This window comes from Bdellovibrio sp. SKB1291214 (assembly GCF_002209355.2).
In the GTDB taxonomy this organism is placed as follows: Bacteria; Bdellovibrionota; Bdellovibrionia; order Bdellovibrionales; family Bdellovibrionaceae; genus Bdellovibrio.
The window spans coordinates 894,895-910,984 of sequence record NZ_CP106855.1 but is presented as its reverse complement, the minus strand read 5'-3'; the positions used below and the strand labels follow the sequence as shown (position 1 = coordinate 910,984).

Sequence of the window (16,090 nt, the reverse complement as noted above, 5' to 3'; positions counted from 1 at the left end):
AAGGGGAATTGTATGACGAGAATCGTTCTTCTGACGATGCTTTTGGTTATGAGTGCATGCGCGACGAAAGATGCGCAGATTGCGGAATATTTGAAAAAGAATCCAAAGGCTGTTTTTGATGTGATCGAGGAAAATCCTGAGCAATTTGTCGAAGTGGTAAATAAAGCCGCTCGCAAAGCTCAACAGAATGCACAACAGAAGCAAAGGGCGGATCTTAAAAAACAGCAAGAGGAGCAGATCGTAAATCCTTTGAAACCAAAGATCGAAGAGTCTCGTCGTTTGTTTGGTGATAAAACAGCTAAGATCACAATCGTCGAGTATGCCGACTTTCAATGTCCAGCTTGTCGAATGGCTCACAAATCCTTAGATCAAATTTTCAAACAGTACAGTGGTAAGATTCAGTTTTACTACAAACACTTCCCATTGGATTTTCATCCGATGGCGCAGCCGGCGGCATTGTACTATGAGGCTGTTTTCAAACAGGACCGCTCCAAAGCTCGTAAGTTTTATGATTTAGTTTTCGAAAATCAACGTGACTTGAAAGATGTGGATTTCCTTCGCAAGATGGCTAAAAAAGTCGGCGCCGACATGGCAAAGGTTGCAAAGGATATCGAGTCTAAAGACATCCGCTATAACATTGATGCCGACATGTCTGAATTTGAGAAAATGGGATTCACTGGAACGCCGGTTATAGTGGTTAACGGGGTGGCTTTGCATGGCGCGCAGCCTGTGGAAGAGATTGAAAAGATTATCGCTCTGACGACGGTGGATTCAAAATAACCATCATGGTACGATAAAGGTCCGCGAGGCAAAATATGAAAACTCTGGTTTTGGCAGTTATTACGGCAGCACCTTTATTCGCTTGGGCGCAGGTTCAGTCACAACAGCAATGCGTAACGACACTTCGTGCTCGCTCCCTGTCGTTGTCATCGGCTGATGCTGAAAAGCTATGTGCCGGCGATTACCCCGAGGTCGCTAACTGTGCCATCACGGCTAAGCAAACCTCCATGGGCTCCATGGAAGATGCTCTGAAAAAATGTCGTATGCAGTGGGGGACAACGGGTAAGGATGTGACCCCTAAGGAATCACCTAAAGAGGTGCCTAAAGATGCTGCTAAGTTGCCAGTTCAAGTTCCCGTGGACCAGATGGCACCGAGCACAGACAAATCTCCTACGGGAGAGTCTAAAGACGCTAAAAAGGCACAAGGATTCTTCGAGGAGCTATAGGCCTGGGTCTCGAGGGCCTTTTCCCTGTCTAACTAGTGGTCATTCCCCATGCAAAAAAGAAAATAGTGCAGGGCTCTTTCGTGCTGGCGAATTATTTGCTAAATTTTGAAGCCCGTAAGAGGAATGTATTCAATGAGCGAAGATCAAAATAAAAAAGGCCAACTCGATTTAGGAATAAATCGCACACCAGAGAAAGATAGAAACTTTCACCTGGGGGGCCGTAGTTTTTATTTTTTCGACTTTGACGACAACATTGCTTTTCTGACGACCCCTTTAGTTCTTTTCCATAAAGAAACCCGCGCTGAACAGGCGATCTCCAGTGGAGACTTTGCCCAATATAATTCCACAATTGGCAAAAGTGGTATTTATGGAGATTTTGAAATCGATTTTTGTGACGTGACAGGCACCTTTAGAAACTTCCGTGATCATAATATTTCGGAAGTGGAGAAGCTTGCGGGTAAAAACCAAGTCTTTGTTCAAGACGTGGCGGCAGCCCTTGGATTCCCGGACTTTCAATGGAAGGGGCCTTCTTGGGAGTGTTTTTATCACGCCACATTTAATCAACGTCCTCTTTCCGTGATCACAGCACGTGGTCATCATCCGGATACGTTGAAAGAGGGCATCAAAGTTTTCGTGAAGAACAAAGTTTTGCCTTTGGAGCCTAATTATCTAAGTCTTTACCCAGTGAGCCATAAACCCACTCGCACTTTGCTTGGTGACACAAACTTTACAGAGGGCACGGCCGAGTTGAAACAACGTGCTATCCGAGCAAGTGTCGAAAAAGCTATCGAGATCTATGGATATAACGCCCATCATCGCTTTGGAATGTCTGACGACGATCCTAAAAATATTGAGTTGATCGTCGAAGAGATGACTCGACTTAAGGCGAGGTTTCCTGAGATGTCCTTCTTTATGATCGAAACCCAACATGGGAACTTCATTAAACACGAAGTGAAAACCGGGGGACTTCAAGGACAAAAAGTGGAGGATCTCTCTCAACTTTCCTTCTTTGAAGACGACCGACGTAAGTCTTAAGTCATCTTACAGTCCTAAATTTTTGACCAGCCTCACAAATTGAATGCTCTTGAAAAGATTCCTGCTAATCTTAAGTGATTAGGACGCTCTCGCCCGAGAGCCAAGGAAGGACCATCATGAGTTCAATCTCAAAGGGATTAAAGGGTTTAGTTGTTGCGGGTTCTCTCGCAGTTTCGTCTATTGCTGCCGCACAATTGAAAGACGGTTTGGAGTGCAGATACGTTTCCGTGATCGAACAAGGTTTCTTGGCGAACCACGTGAAATATTCTGATCGTAATGCTGATCTTGCAAACCGCGTGATTGAACAATACTTAAAGCGTTTGGATCCTTCTAAAATTTACCTGACTCAAGCTGACGTCGACGCCGTGAAAAAAGACATGGCCAATGTATTTGAAAAAACAAAAAACAGAGATTGCACATTCTTAGATAAAGCTCAAAAGCTGGTTCTTGAAAGAGTGAATGATCGCGCGACTTTCGCTAAAAAATACCTGGGCAAAGATTTTAAGTTTGATGAAAAAACTGAATTTGCTTTCGATCCAGATAAAAAGCCATGGCCAAAAAATAACGACGAAGCCAATGAGTATTTGAAAAAATACATTCAGTTCCAAATTGGTAACTACCTGGCAACTGATATGAAATTGGATGAAGCAAAAAAGAACGTAGAAAAAAACTACGAGCGTGCAGTTAAACGTACTCAAGAAACAACCCAAGACGACTTGTTGTCCGGTTACCTTGATTCTTTTGCAAGAGCTTTGGATCCACACTCAAGCTTCTTCTCTCGTGATGTGCTGGAAGATTTCGAAATTCAAATGCGTCTGTCATTGGAAGGTATCGGTGCGACACTGTCCTCTCAAGATGGCTTCACTGTTGTTGAAGCTTTGGTTCCAGGTGGTGCGGCTGCAAAATCTGGTTTGATCGAACCGCAAGATAAAATCATTGCAGTTGGTCAAGAAAAAGGCCAAATGGAAAACGTCATCGATCAAGATTTGAAAGATGTTGTTAAGAAAATCCGCGGTGACAAAGGAACTAAAGTTCGTTTAACGATCTTGCGTAAAGCGGGTGACGGTAAAAAACGTTTCGATGTGACGCTGACTCGTGAAAAAGTAAATCTTGAAGACGAAGCAGCTTCTTTGACTTTCGTAGATAAAGAAATCGAAGGTAAAAAGAAAAAAATCGGTATCTTGAACTTCCCAAGCTTCTATGCGGATTCTCGTCGCGGTGGCAGATCTTCTGCAGCTGATATGAAAAAACTGATTAAAGAAGCAGTTGAGAAAAAAGCAGATGGTTTGGTGTTGGATCTTTCCAACAACGGTGGTGGTTCTCTTGAAGACGCTGTAAAAATCGCGGGTTTGTTTTTCCAAACAGGTAACGTGGTAAAACAGTCGTCTAAAAATGAAGGCCGCGCGGAAGCTGCTCTTCGTGATACGGATTCAACGGTTGACTGGAATGGTCCACTTGTTGTCCTAACAAGTCGCATCTCGGCATCCGCTTCTGAGATCGTGTCTGGCACTTTGCAAGATTATAAACGTGCCGTAATCGTTGGTGGTGACCACACGTACGGTAAAGGTTCTGTTCAATCTGTATTGCCGATTCCAAACAACTTGGGCGCAATCAAAGTTACAGTGGGTATGTTCTTTGTTCCATCAGGTAAATCGACTCAGCACAGAGGTGTTGACGCCGATGTGGTTCTTCCGGGTCCATTCTCGACTGACGATATCGGCGAGAAGTACATGGATTACTCTTTGCCACCGAAAACAATTGAATCATTCATCTCGCCTGACGCTTACGTTAAAGAAGGTCCAAGCGCATGGAAAGAAGTTAAATCAGACTGGTTGAAAACATTGTCCGAAAGATCTTCTGAACGTGTTGCAAAATCTGACGACTTTAAGAAAATCGTGGATGAGTTGAACAAAGCAAAAGCCCGCGGCAAAGTGATCCGTGTGAGCGAAGTGCTAAAAGATAAAAACGAAAAAGAGAAAAAAGAGAAAGCCAAAAAAGTAGCAAGCAAGGCGAAAAAGAACGAAGAGTATTTGAAGCGCGCAGATATCCAAGAGGCGACAAACGTACTCCTAGATCTAATTCAGCTTGAAGACGGTAAGGCGCTGCCAGCGACTCCGAAACAAGCCGCTAAGTAAACTGCTAGATTTGACATGTTAGTTGTTGTTGAAGCCCGGATAAAACCGGGCTTTTTTGCGTTTTTTTACGGGTCGTGAAAATGTGCCAGCTGACTGCGTTGTCGTTCGCGGTCCTCGCTCCAGCGTACATGGAGTACGCCTGCGCTGCGGGTCGCTCCTCCGCCTTGCATCTGACCCATTTTGACGAGCCGCCTTCTACGGTTTCTGGCTGGAAAATGCTTTTGGCATTTTCTCGCTGTTGGGGAGAGCACGTCTCATTTTGAGACGTGCTCAAGGCGGGTATGGGGATTGCTTTTCTGGTTCCTTGAATAGGGCGTTGACCCTGTAAAGGAATAGGTATGCGTAGGCTTTTATGGGCTGCACAGGTTGTTGGCAGGATGGTGACGGTTATTGGTATGGTAACTGTTGTTGGCGCTGTGGCTTCTGCGGGGCCTTTGGAGGCCCAGGCCGGGCTGGTTACCTTTGCTTCTCATATTAATAAGTATGCTGCGGCTTTGCGTTTGGAGCAGGTGGAGACGTTGCCTTCTGGGAAGCATGCTGAAGTTGTCATGGCGATGGAGAATTCTCGGCCTACTTATATTCTTCGTTATGATTCGGCGGCTTTGGCGCAGCCTGAACTTTTGATTCGTCCGATGGCTTATGTGCAGACTGTGTATTTGAATTTGTCTGCTAGTTATGGGCGCATGGAATTGCAATATAATGCCTCGATGGGAAGTCGCGCTGCCATGGCTGACCGCGAATATCAAGACCTGCGTTTTTCCTATAATTTAAATGCTGTGAGATTTGCGAAGTCGTTCCTAGCGACAGCAACTGATAACCTAGATGCTAAGGTCGACGCGTTGACCGCTCATTACGAGGAAGAAAAAGCTCGTACCCAGAAATTGGTTAATCAAGCAGCCAAGGAAGTTCGTGCGAAAGATCGGAAGCTTCAAAAGGCACGTTCGGAGTCTGGTATTTTAGATGCTCTTGAGGCGCAAGAATTGAAGTTGAACGATTTAGTGGTGCGTAACGACCGTGCCGGCGTTGCAAAAATGCTTGAAGCCTATTTGCCGTTTGATGTGATGGAGCCTTTTGAAGCTAAAATATGGGCTCAGTGGGTCGAAGCTATCCGTCATCCTGATTGGAAGAATACGGTTGTCGCTATTCGCGGTGTCGATTATGAGACGGACAAAGTGCAACGTCTGCAGTTGGCGGACGGCTCCGAAAAACTCGGTTTTCTATCTACGGTGCTGACTAAAAATCAGGGTAATTATACTCGGCGATTACGATCACTGACGACGAATCGTCAACAATCTGAAGATGACATCAAACCGACCAAACTTCTAACGGATCAGTATTGGAATCACTCGGCGGACCCAAGAGCTTCTAATTTTATTTCATTCACTCTTGATCCCCAAGTGGCTTCTGGATTTGTCGGCGCGCCTAAATTCAAAAAGAATTCTATTGCTGCGGGTGGTGGTGTTCTGGCGGTTCGTATGGACAGTCGCCGATTGTTTCCGAATATGAGTTCGGGCTTGCAGGGCGAAATAGAATACCTCGCGGCTTTGATTATTTTTCCTGACGAGGTTGTATCTTATAAAGAGATCATGAGCTATCAAGACAGTGCCCGTGTCATTGAATCCGTGGTTGAAGAAGTGAAAGCTAAAACAGGTGTTACATTGGTCGAGCAAAGCGGCAGCCTGGCAGAGGAGCGATTTGCAAAAGCGGGCGCCGAGGCGTTTAAGCGTCAATTGGAAGCACCAGGTTTTGGAGCACCGATGTGTTCGGGGATTTTTAGATGATGATTCGGTTCTTCACCTGTATCTTTGCAGTTCTGTTTTCCTTAGGGGCCGAGGCCTCTTTGTCTGCTTTGGATATTATGGCTTTCTCGGATACTTACGAGTGCAATGATAAATTTCCTCATCAAAGTTTTTGTGATTCTGTGGAGTTCAAGGCTTGGACTCCAGAGGAAAAAGCCATCGTGAGTGCCTATCTTGCGAAAATCAATGATCCTCGCTTGGAAGGAATTCTAAAAACGATCAAGGCAGCGGGAATCACCAAAATTCATCGCGTTTCGTATTCTGCTCGCTGGTTTAATAACCCCCAGTTCCGTCGTGTGGAGTTCGTGCGCTCGGCCGAGAAAGCATTTTTATGGGTGAATCCGGTAACGAACGTGATCGGTTTTACAGATTCCTTTTTTACCGGCACGCCATTCATGGACCCCTATGCGAAAGTAGACCGCAAGCAGATCAATGTGCTTCATGAGCTGATTCACAATTTTGATATTGCCACCAACCATGCCTATTCCATGGAGGCATTTGAACAAGCAGCAGGATGGACTTGGAACGGGAAAGAGTCGGTGATTTCGTCCGTGGATTCCGAAAAAGTAAAAGCACAGTTTTCTACGGTGATGGATCTCGTAAAACAAAAGCGCACTGCAGATGCCTATGCCTTAGACCGCGAGTTGGGTCGCAGTTACGGTTTTCCTACACTGTATGCCATGACCAATCAGTTCGAATGCTTCGCCGAAGTCGTCGCTTATTCTATTTTTGATCCGACCGCACCGATGTACTATTCTAAGGACCTTGAGAAGTATCTTAAAACGATACTGACTCCGAATAGTCGTTAGAGGCTAAATCTGGAAAAGTTTTTCTAAAAATAGTCACGCACGCGAAAACCTGATGTTCTTCATGTTAAGTATTTGAATCAACCTGTTACTGAATCATATAAGATTTCAGATTTGGACTTTGTATTTGATATAAATATTGCTGGTGACACTCATGTGGGCGGTTTTGGTTTCTCGTTGAAGAAGAAAGATTTCGCGATAGCGGTGCTCGGGGAGAATATCTTCAATGAGGGCCTTTTTAAAAAGTTGGATAAAAAGGATAAAGAACATCAGACCCTGCTACAAGAAAACTCCGCGAATTTGAAGGAAGAAGAAGCGGAATTCGTCCCGCAGGTCTATTCGGGGGACGTCCTGAAAGACGGATCACATTTAATATTTATTCTTATTGGCGATTGTGGATCTTTTATTCAAAAACGCAAAGGCCGAACCGAAAAATGGGAATCCCACTGCGGAGAGTGGGGTTGTTAGGTACTTCGACATGAGCGGATATCATACGCATCCGCTGCCTTGTCGTCGAAGTACCTCATAATTTTCTTATTTTACTTGGTTTAAGTATTTATCAAGGCGGTCTTTGTTCATTGCAAACTTAGGAGCCATGTCTTTGCCAGCTTTTTTCACGTCATCCAAGTTCGTTGGCTTCCCGACTTGAATCACACCGATCATCGCCATTGGCAAGTGGGTTGAGCATTCATAAAGATAAACTCCTTCGTGAGTCAAAGTCGTCGTTACTTCTTTTCCCACTGCACCTTTGAATGATTTGGCGCCTTTGGGAATAGACACGGAAGCAACGTCGTGTGCTGGATCTGTAGGGACGAATTTAACAACGTCGCCTTTATTGGCTTTCAAGAATGCCGGTTCGAAAACCATGATGCCTTCTTTACCGTTGTTCAACATTTTTACTGTGTGAGTCGCCGCAAAGCTTACGCTTGTTGCAAGAGTTAAAGCTGCACTTAGCAGAAGTGATTTCATTGTTGAGATCTCCTTTTTTGCGGAGATACTAACACTGAGAAATGCAGAGGACAAAAGCTGGGATAATTGGCTTTCATCCCATTTTCATTTGATTTTCCAAACCACTCACAAATGAAAATGAGACGGAGGTGGAGAAACTATTTTTCTTTAACATCGAAGGTGAGAGTGTGCTCTTTCGTCGACACATGATAGGTCATATCCGGTAAAGAACCATCCGTGACTTCACAGATTCCGTACTCCTTAAAATCACAGGACATCTCTTTGATGTCTTCAAAGTTTTTAAACTCCGTCAGTTCAAAGCCTTGTTCTTTTTCGAAGGCTTGATGTTGTAAGACCTGCTCATCCGACCACAATTGCAGAGGTTGATAAACGGGGTTTTTATCTACATACAGATAAATATTGCTGAAAATGTATTTGCAGGATTTTCGAATCCCACGTAGCGGAGCCTTCACCGAATAAGCTCCTTCTGCATTTTTTGATACGACGGGGGAGTTCATCAGATCCGCACCATTTGACGAAGTTTAAAAGAAATCAGTGCTACAGCGAAAGTGGTAAGTACAATCCACAAATAGCCTTTCCATGTCCCTTTAAGATCCGCATCACTTAGTTCCATTTGTGAAAACACTGCGATAACCAAATACCACCAGGCAATCAGCGACCACGAGAACGAGGGAAAGTTGATGAAGCGGGGATTGTGAGTAAAGGTTTTTCCGCCAGGAATAAAGTAGTAAAAAACAGCTGCGCAAAGCAGAGGCCCCACAATCAGCGGAGCAATTCCAATAAAGAGCTCGCCCATCTTGATCCAAATTTTAAAAAGCCAAGGAACGTTGCGAGGACGACTGATCACATGCCCGTGCGAACCATCTTTGGCTTTCCAATCAAAAAGCTTAATATCTTCGATTTGATGAAGAAATAAAAAGGCGGCGACGGCATGACTGATTTCATGAATCATAATACCTGGAGCAAAAATTAAGTTGAAAGCGTGTTGTCCAAAAGTTTCCGAAAGCTTCAAACGCAGAAATCCAGACAAGTGATGAAGCACGAATGCCACCGCCAAAAAAATCCCAGAAACTTTTAAAATCTCCCAAAGAATCTCAAGTGCGTGGACTAACGTTGGATATGTGTGCGACATACACTTAGTTTAGCGCCTGCTATTGCGTTGACAACGAGCAGGCGCCGGGCGGGCTTAATTTACTTGCTAAAGACCTGTTTTGCTTTCATCACAGCTGCAAAAGCCTTTGCGGACCACAGGGAGCTGGCTTGGGCATAACTGTCTGCTTTTACTCCCAGATCCCAAATGGCCTTGGTGATTTCCTGCATGCTCTTCTTTTCAGCAGTTTTCAGCTGCTTTGCAGATCCATTAACCATCGATTCGAAAGTCTGACTTGATTCATATCTGTAAGCCATAACGTCCTCCAATATATTCATTCTGACGGCAGATTGTTGCCGCAATGTTGAGGTTCTCATTGTGATGCGTCAAATGGAGGGAAAAAGGCAGACAATATTGCCTGTTCTCGCTTAGATAGGGGCCTTGATTTATGTGACTAAAAACCGTGGAGAACTGAAGTACATGTCTAAAAAGACCACTGTAAAACCAGCTGCCAAAAAGGCCCCAAAAAACGCACCAGTTGCGAAAGCAAAAGCGCCGGCAAAAGCTGCTACTAAATCCGCTGCGAAGACTTCAAAAAAAGCCACTCCGAAAAAATTTGATTTCGGTGGTTTGTCTGAAGAACTTTTGTTGAGCATGCATGACCTGATGGTCAAATCTCGCGTTCTTGAAGAACGCGTTATCAAAATTTATAAAGCCGGTGAAGGTTACTTCTGGATCGGTGGTCCTGGAGAGGAAGCTTTCGGGGTCCCATTGGGTTTGCTGGCTCGTAAAGGTAAAGGCCTTGAATACGATTGGTTCCATTTGCACTACCGTTGTACCCCAACGATGGTGGCTCTTGGTATGCCGATGATTGAAGCGGTTCGTTTGATGATGAATCGTGCGACGGACCCTTCAACAGGTGGTCGTAACTTTGCTGGTCACTATTGCTTCCCTCAGTGGAACGTGGCTCCTGTTACTTCTCCAATCGAAGTTCAATACCCTATCGCATGCGGAACTGCTCACGCACAAAAACGTGCGGGTCACAAATCAATCTCGATCGTAACTGGTGGTGACGCTGGTACAGCAGAGGGCGAATTCGCAACTTGCTTGGTATGGTCTTCCCGTAAAGGCCAAGAATTGCCGGTGTTGATCACTGTGCAAAACAATGGTTTCGGTATTTCTACTCCTTACGAAGGTCAACACGGTGAAACGTATATCGCGGATCGTGCAAAAGCATTCAACATCCGCTCCCGCGTGATCGATGGAACAAATCCGGTCGAGACGTATATCGCTTTGCAAGAAGAAATGGATTACATCCGTAAAACCGGCAAACCATCTTTCCTTGAAGTAAAAACAACGCGCTTGTACGGTCACTCATCTGCAGACGGTGCAAATCGTAAAACAGATTTGTTCGATCCGGTTTATAAGTTCCAAGAAAAACTGATCGCCGCTGGTATCTTGACTGAAAAAGCTGCGCAAAAGATTTGGGAGATCTACGAGGAAGAGGGCATCAAAGCTCAAGAACAAGCTCGTGGTGAAGCGGGTCCTGCGGCGGAAACGGTTTGGGATCATGTCTTTGTAAATAATGAAAATGCTGATTGGAGAAAATTCTAATGGCAAGCGTAGCTCAAGCAATCAGAATGGCCCTTCACTACGGTGAAAAACACATGGGCGTTAAAGACATCTTTGGACAAGACGTTGGTGCGCCACTTGGTGGCGTTTTCACAGCGACTCAAGGTCTAAAAACAGCATGGAACACTCCACTGGACGAGCGCGGTATTATCAGCATGGCGATGGGTATTGCGATGACAGGTGATAAGTGCGTGGCTGAAATCCAGTTCGCAGATTATATCTTCAACACGATCGATCTTTTGAAAATCGCCGGCAATACTTTGTGGTGCACAAACGGTCAAGTTCAGTTGCCGATGGTTGTGATGACTCCGGTTGGCGCGGGAATCTTTGGTTCCGTTTACCACTCTCACTCTTTCGACGCTTGGGCCTCTCGTTTGCCAGGTTGGAAGATTGTGATGCCATCAAACCCACTAGACGCTTACGGTTTGATGTTAGCAGCGATTGAAGATCCAAATCCGGTTCTTTATTTGAAATCAAAAGCATTGATGCGCCATAAAGGCGACGAGTTGATCCCTGGTGAACCCGAGGATGAAAAAACTTTGAAATCCATGATCGATAAGCCAGTTCAAAATTCCCAAGGTTGGAAAGCGAAATGGCCGGAACTTGAAAAGTACATCGTCCCAATCGGTAAAGGTAAGATCACTCACGAAGGTGAGCACATCACTGTAGTTACATACAGCCGCATGGTGCACCTGTGTGATGAAGTTGCTAAGAAGTTAGCTGATGAAGGCATCTCCGTCGAAGTGATTGATTTGCGCTCGATCTATCCATACGACTGGCAGATGATTAAATCTTCTATCGAAAAAACAGGCCGTGTCTTATTCGTGAACGAAGACACTGAAGTCACGAATTTCGGTGAGCATTTGGCTTATAGAACAACTCAAGAGTGCTTCTATTCGTTGATGGCGCGACCTCGTGTCCTTGCAGGTAAAAACTTGCCAGGTATCGGTTTGCATCCAAACCTAGAGAAAAATTCTGTTCCTCAACATCACGACATCGAAACAGCGATCCGCGAGATCGTTGCTGAGGTTCCGTAGTTATGTTGAAGGGAGTCGGTCACAGAAAAAAAGTTCGTCGTAAAGTTTCTAAGAAACGCGGTAAAACACAGTTTGATAAATATGAGCTGTACCACAAAGCGGTGCAGTCGGCTGAAAACGATGTTGTGTTCATCCGCAATACGTATAAGGAGCTTAAGAAGAAAGCTCCACGAGTTTTCCGTGAAGACTTCTGCGGGACATTTGCTCTTTCGACAGAGTGGATCAAGCTTGATCCTAAACATCAAGCGGTAGGGGTGGATCTCGATCCAGAACCAATTGCTTATGGTAAGTCCCATTATTTGACGAAGCTACGACCTGAACAGCAAAAGCGCATGAAGGTTATCGAAGGCAACGTGATGGACCCAGGCTTGGAAAAAGCGGACATCATCGCTGCGATGAACTTTTCATACTTCTGCTTTAAGCAAAGATGGATGCTGAAGAACTATTTTGCTAACGCCTATAAGACTTTGAACAAGGATGGAATCTTTTTGGTCGATGTGTTTGGTGGCAGTCAATGTTACGACGCAATCGAAGACCGCATGAAACACAAAGATTTCACATACTACTGGGATCAGACAAACTTTGATCCCATCAGTAACGAAGCTGTATTTCACATTCACTTCCGCGTGAATGGTAAAAAGATTGAACAGGTCTTCACTTACGACTGGCGTTTGTGGAGTATCTCCGAAATCCGCGAAATCATGCACGAAGTTGGATTTAGCAAAAGCCATTTTAATTTTTGTGGGACTGCTGCCGTTGTGGGCGACGGCTGCTCTCTCTAAGAAAATTCAAGTTTATACCATTGAAACTCCTCCGACTGTTGTCAAAACAGGAGAGGGTCTGGAAGGTCTGTCAGGGACCTTCGGCAAAGTTATCGCTTCAGCTATCAAGAAATCTGGAAAAGAAAAAGAATTTGAAATCGTCTGGGTTCCCTGGAAGCGTGCTTTGTTGGATCTTGAGCGCAACCCACAGGCTTTATTTTTTCCCTTTACGCGGACTTTCGAGCGCGAATACAAAGTGAATTGGGTCATGCATTTGGCTGACGTTGATTGTTGGCTTTATTCGGTGGATCCCAAGGTGGCTATTCACGATCTCAAAGATCTGACCAAATACCGTATCGGAGTGTTGGGTGGCAGCGCCCGGGAGCAAGAGCTCCGTCGTTATGTCGGCAATTCTTCAAAAGTCGAAGGCATGACCGAGGACCTCAGTAATTTCCGGAAATTGCAAACTGGCAGAATAGACATATGGGCCACTCATCCTGCCGTAATGGCCGAGGCTCAAAAAATCATGTTGGCAAAAGGTCAACCCGTTCGGGATTCCAGAGCGCTTAAAAAACTCTTTTCACAAAGTATGTGGATGGTTGGAAATCGCGATATGTCGGATCAAAATCGAAACTTGGTTCAGTCCGTATTTGGATGGGGATCGCGTCGTGTTATCAAACCTCCTCCCATGACCGGCAAAGATTTTTTAAATGGAGCTCTTCTTTAAGTAAAGGATGATATGGGCGATCATAAGATGTTACGTCTGTATATTTTTTTACTTTTTCTTGTACTTCCTACTCTGTCGATCGCAGAGAGTTTTAATAAAATTAAAATCTATGCTTTTGAAAATCCACCTCTGGTTGTGAAAACGGGCGAGGGTTTTGCCGGACTTGCAGGCTACTATGGGAAAGCTGTGGCTGCGAGCTTAGAAGAGTCTGGACAAGCCAATGACTTTGAACTTGTTTGGGTTCCCTATAAAAGGGGATTGATGGGAGTGGATAAAGACGTCCATGGGCTATTTTTTGCGGTTGACCGCACATCTGATCGCGAGACTAAGTTCAATTGGGTTATGAATTTTGGAGAAGTTGAATGCTGGCTTTACGCCACTGATCCCAATGTTCAAATCAATTCATTATCCGATTTAAGAAAGTATCGAATCGGTGTGCAGGGTGGAAGTGCACGTGAATCAGAGATTCGGCGCTATATGGGTTGGTCACCCAAGGTCGAAGCCATTGCTGATGACAATGCAAATTTACGCAAGCTTCATGCGGGCAGAATTGATATTTGGGCCACAAGACCGATGGTCATGGTGGAAGCTCAAAAGGCAATGTTATTGACTGATAAGTCCCCTCGTCCACTGCGCCCTTTGAAACTTCTGTTTAAACAAAACTTGTGGATGATCGGAAATATCCATATGCCTGTTCAGTCAAAAGAAATCGTCAAATCCGTTTTTGGTTGGGAAGGTAAAGAGCCTGTGAAGTCTCCGGCTTTGTCAGCCAGAGACATTCTCAAATCCGTCGTTTCTAATTGAAATCAGCTTTTTTAAACAAGGGAGACAAAGTCACATTGATCTCCGTCAATTTAGGTTCTGGGAATTGTGGACCACGGTGAATGACGCAAAGAACGTGGGTCACGATGGCTCCGATGCTGCGTAAGTCTGCTGTTGAAAGCACAACTTGGCCGCCCGTCGTAACAACGTCTTCGATCACTAGAACTTTTTTGCCTTTCAGGTCTAAGCCTTCGGCGAATTGGCAAGTGCCGTATTCTTTCGCTTCTTTGCGAACGAACGCACAAGGAATTCCAGTTTCCAAAGACAACGCTGTTGCAATGGGAATTCCGCCCATTTCAAGGCCTGCCAGAACCTCTGTGCCTGCTGGAATCAAGGGAACCATTTGTTTTGCAATTTCACGAAGAACTGCTGGTTGAGCTTCGAAACGGTATTTATCAAAGTACTCGTTGGAGATTTGACCTGAGCGCAATTTAAATTCGCCAGTTAAGTGGGCTACGTCATAGATTTTTTTTGCTAGTTCAGTACGGGTCATGATTTCCTCCGGCAGCAGTGGCCTTCGGAAGAATACTTTGAATTTATTTAAGACTTTGTTCAAGCCAGTTTTTGAAAGAATCGTTGATTGATGCGACGGGAAGGGCCATCAGGCAGGGCACTTCATAGGGATGAAGCTCTTTCACGCGAGATTCTAAATTTTTACCTGCGTCAGAGCTTTCAAGAGTTTTTAGAATCAGAATATACTCGCTCGCGGTTTCTATTTTTCCATCCCACCAATACATTGATGTCATTCCAGGAATGATGTTCGCGCAAGCGATCAGCTTTTCTGTCAAAAGAGTGCATGCGATATTTTCAGCACTCTTTTGATCAGGGCAGGGGACGTAATAGATGATCATAGAGATTAGCTCTTACGAAGCTTTTGTTTGCGAAGCTGCCATTGCTCTAAAGCGAACTTACGCATATCTTCAACCGAATCCAATTCGTCGACAATTTCCACACCCAATAGTGTTTCAACAGCGTCTTCCAAGCTCACAAGACCCGCAACGATACCGTATTCATCAACAGCCAATGCAATGTGCTCTTTTTCCTTAATAAAATAATCTAGAACCTGTGACGCCGTCATGCGTTCCGGAATCGAAGATATCGGAGTGACCAGTTCGCCCACAACTTTTTCATGTTGGTCGTTAGACAACGCCTCGTGAATTTTATAACGATATGTCATGCCGACGATGTTATCTAAGCTTCCGTGATATACGGGGATGCGAGAGAAACGCAGAGGTTTGTATTTGTTAAATACTTCTTCCACCGTTAGGTCTTTTTCCAGCGCAAAAAACACAGATCTTGGCGTCATAATATCTGATACGTAGATCTTATCTAGCATCAAAAGATTTTTAATGATGTTAGATTCCTTGCCTTTGAGACTTCCCTCTTCGGCTCCCATTTCAGCTGTCATCAGGATTTCTTCACGAGTCACTTCTGGTTCTTCAGTGCGACGTTGAAACAATCGTCCCAGCCACTCGGACATGATTACCAGCGGGTACAAGCAGATAATCATCAGTTGGATCGTATAGGCCGTGAACGGAATCAAAGCTTTCCAGTGAGCCGCCCCAATTGATTTAGGAATAATTTCAGACAATACCAAGATAGCGAAGGTCAAAATGAACGATGCGATCGTCACTGCCTGCTCACCGTATTGGGCTTGGACTTGGTAAGCAATCGCTGCGGAACCTAACGTATGGGAAAGAGTGTTCAAAGTCAGGATCGCCGAAATAGGACGATCCAAGTTCTCTTTTAAGTGTTCCAAGAGTTTAGCGCTGCGACGATTCTCGCGAACCAAGACGGCAATATATGCAGATGTCGAAGTTAGAAGGGTCGCTTCAAGCATCGAGCAGACGAAAGAAATTGTTAGAGTGCTGATAACTAAAAGAACTAATAGCGACATAGGTGTTTATCTAAGTGAGTGATTGAAAAGGAGAATTTAGATGGCCAAAGCCTGTGATATTCCATTGGGAAAATAATAGCATACCCCTCGGCGAGGCTGTCTATAACGCGCAGGGCTAGTTTGCTCAGGTGTACTTTATCACAGCTGAGGCGTG

19 protein-coding genes are annotated in these 16,090 nt (G+C 44.8%); 12 read left to right on the top strand and 7 right to left on the bottom strand.

Annotated elements, in window-relative coordinates; all coding sequences use genetic code 11:
- Positions 1-12: 12 nt before the first annotated feature.
- The 7 genes from B9G69_RS04505 (at position 13) to B9G69_RS04475 (ending at position 7,469) form a co-directional block, all read left to right on the top strand.
- Positions 13-780, top strand: a complete 768-nt coding sequence (locus tag B9G69_RS04505) for a DsbA family protein (protein WP_254917000.1) — start codon at positions 13-15, stop codon at positions 778-780.
- Between the two features lie 35 nt (positions 781-815).
- A complete protein-coding gene (locus tag B9G69_RS04500) occupies positions 816-1,226 on the top strand; it encodes a hypothetical protein (RefSeq protein ID WP_088616720.1) in 411 nt (136 codons plus the stop codon).
- A gap of 132 nt (positions 1,227-1,358) precedes the next feature.
- Complete coding sequence (locus tag B9G69_RS04495; RefSeq protein ID WP_088616721.1) at positions 1,359-2,261, top strand: hypothetical protein; 903 nt, start codon at positions 1,359-1,361, stop codon at positions 2,259-2,261.
- 116 nt (positions 2,262-2,377) lie between these two features.
- Positions 2,378-4,396, top strand: coding sequence for a S41 family peptidase (locus tag B9G69_RS04490; RefSeq protein WP_088616722.1), 2,019 nt, complete (start codon positions 2,378-2,380; stop codon positions 4,394-4,396).
- Between the two features lie 338 nt (positions 4,397-4,734).
- A complete protein-coding gene (locus B9G69_RS04485) occupies positions 4,735-6,177 on the top strand; it encodes a hypothetical protein (protein ID WP_265437978.1) in 1,443 nt (480 codons plus the stop codon).
- Positions 6,174-7,004 carry a hypothetical protein gene (locus tag B9G69_RS04480; RefSeq protein WP_254917001.1) on the top strand — a complete coding sequence of 277 codons (831 nt, stop codon included), beginning with the start codon at positions 6,174-6,176 and terminating at the stop codon, positions 7,002-7,004. The genes B9G69_RS04485 and B9G69_RS04480 overlap by 4 nt, the downstream gene beginning before the upstream one ends.
- Before the next feature lie 72 nt (positions 7,005-7,076).
- A complete protein-coding gene (locus B9G69_RS04475) occupies positions 7,077-7,469 on the top strand; it encodes a hypothetical protein (protein ID WP_265437977.1) in 393 nt (130 codons plus the stop codon).
- Positions 7,470-7,535: 66 nt separating this feature from the next.
- Here B9G69_RS04475 and B9G69_RS04470 read toward each other — a convergent pair whose 3' ends face one another.
- From B9G69_RS04470 to B9G69_RS04455, 4 genes are all read right to left on the bottom strand, one after another.
- Positions 7,536-7,970: a pseudoazurin gene (locus tag B9G69_RS04470; protein ID WP_088616725.1), complete on the bottom strand. Its 435-nt coding sequence runs from the start codon at positions 7,968-7,970 to the stop codon at positions 7,536-7,538.
- Positions 7,971-8,107: 137 nt separating this feature from the next.
- Positions 8,108-8,467: a hypothetical protein gene (locus B9G69_RS04465; RefSeq protein WP_088616726.1), complete on the bottom strand. Its 360-nt coding sequence runs from the start codon at positions 8,465-8,467 to the stop codon at positions 8,108-8,110.
- On the bottom strand, positions 8,467-9,102 hold the full coding sequence (locus B9G69_RS04460; protein WP_088616727.1) for a hypothetical protein: 636 nt from the start codon (positions 9,100-9,102) through the stop codon (positions 8,467-8,469). The genes B9G69_RS04465 and B9G69_RS04460 overlap by 1 nt, the downstream gene beginning before the upstream one ends.
- A gap of 59 nt (positions 9,103-9,161) precedes the next feature.
- Positions 9,162-9,377, bottom strand: a complete 216-nt coding sequence (locus tag B9G69_RS04455; protein ID WP_088616728.1) for a hypothetical protein — start codon at positions 9,375-9,377, stop codon at positions 9,162-9,164.
- A 163-nt stretch (positions 9,378-9,540) separates the two neighbouring features.
- Between B9G69_RS04455 and B9G69_RS04450 the strand changes: the two genes are divergently transcribed.
- The 5 genes from B9G69_RS04450 to B9G69_RS04430 are packed head-to-tail and all read left to right on the top strand — an operon-like array spanning position 9,541 to position 14,021.
- Positions 9,541-10,674: a thiamine pyrophosphate-dependent dehydrogenase E1 component subunit alpha gene (locus B9G69_RS04450; RefSeq protein ID WP_265437976.1), complete on the top strand. Its 1,134-nt coding sequence runs from the start codon at positions 9,541-9,543 to the stop codon at positions 10,672-10,674.
- A complete protein-coding gene (locus B9G69_RS04445; RefSeq protein ID WP_088616729.1) occupies positions 10,674-11,729 on the top strand; it encodes an alpha-ketoacid dehydrogenase subunit beta in 1,056 nt (351 codons plus the stop codon). The genes B9G69_RS04450 and B9G69_RS04445 overlap by 1 nt, the downstream gene beginning before the upstream one ends.
- Before the next feature lie 2 nt (positions 11,730-11,731).
- Positions 11,732-12,511, top strand: coding sequence for a class I SAM-dependent methyltransferase (locus B9G69_RS04440; protein ID WP_265437975.1), 780 nt, complete (start codon positions 11,732-11,734; stop codon positions 12,509-12,511).
- On the top strand, positions 12,441-13,217 hold the full coding sequence (locus tag B9G69_RS04435; protein ID WP_265437974.1) for a substrate-binding periplasmic protein: 777 nt from the start codon (positions 12,441-12,443) through the stop codon (positions 13,215-13,217). The genes B9G69_RS04440 and B9G69_RS04435 overlap by 71 nt, the downstream gene beginning before the upstream one ends.
- Positions 13,218-13,229: 12 nt before the next feature.
- The gene (locus tag B9G69_RS04430) at positions 13,230-14,021 is read left to right on the top strand and encodes a substrate-binding periplasmic protein (RefSeq protein WP_265437973.1); all 792 of its coding nucleotides are present in this window, start codon (positions 13,230-13,232) and stop codon (positions 14,019-14,021) included.
- Here the strand turns inward: B9G69_RS04430 and pyrE are convergent.
- The 3 genes from pyrE to B9G69_RS04415 are packed head-to-tail and all read right to left on the bottom strand — an operon-like array spanning position 14,014 to position 15,936.
- Positions 14,014-14,532 carry an orotate phosphoribosyltransferase gene (gene pyrE, locus B9G69_RS04425; RefSeq protein WP_088616732.1) on the bottom strand — a complete coding sequence of 173 codons (519 nt, stop codon included), beginning with the start codon at positions 14,530-14,532 and terminating at the stop codon, positions 14,014-14,016. The two genes, B9G69_RS04430 and pyrE, sit on opposite strands and share 8 nt — an antisense overlap.
- Positions 14,533-14,575: 43 nt before the next feature.
- Positions 14,576-14,890, bottom strand: a complete 315-nt coding sequence (cutA, locus tag B9G69_RS04420; protein ID WP_088616733.1) for a divalent-cation tolerance protein CutA — start codon at positions 14,888-14,890, stop codon at positions 14,576-14,578.
- Between the two features lie 5 nt (positions 14,891-14,895).
- Positions 14,896-15,936 (bottom strand): CNNM domain-containing protein, encoded by a 1,041-nt coding sequence (locus B9G69_RS04415; RefSeq protein WP_088616734.1) that lies wholly within the window; start codon positions 15,934-15,936, stop codon positions 14,896-14,898.
- Positions 15,937-16,090 lie beyond the last annotated feature (154 nt).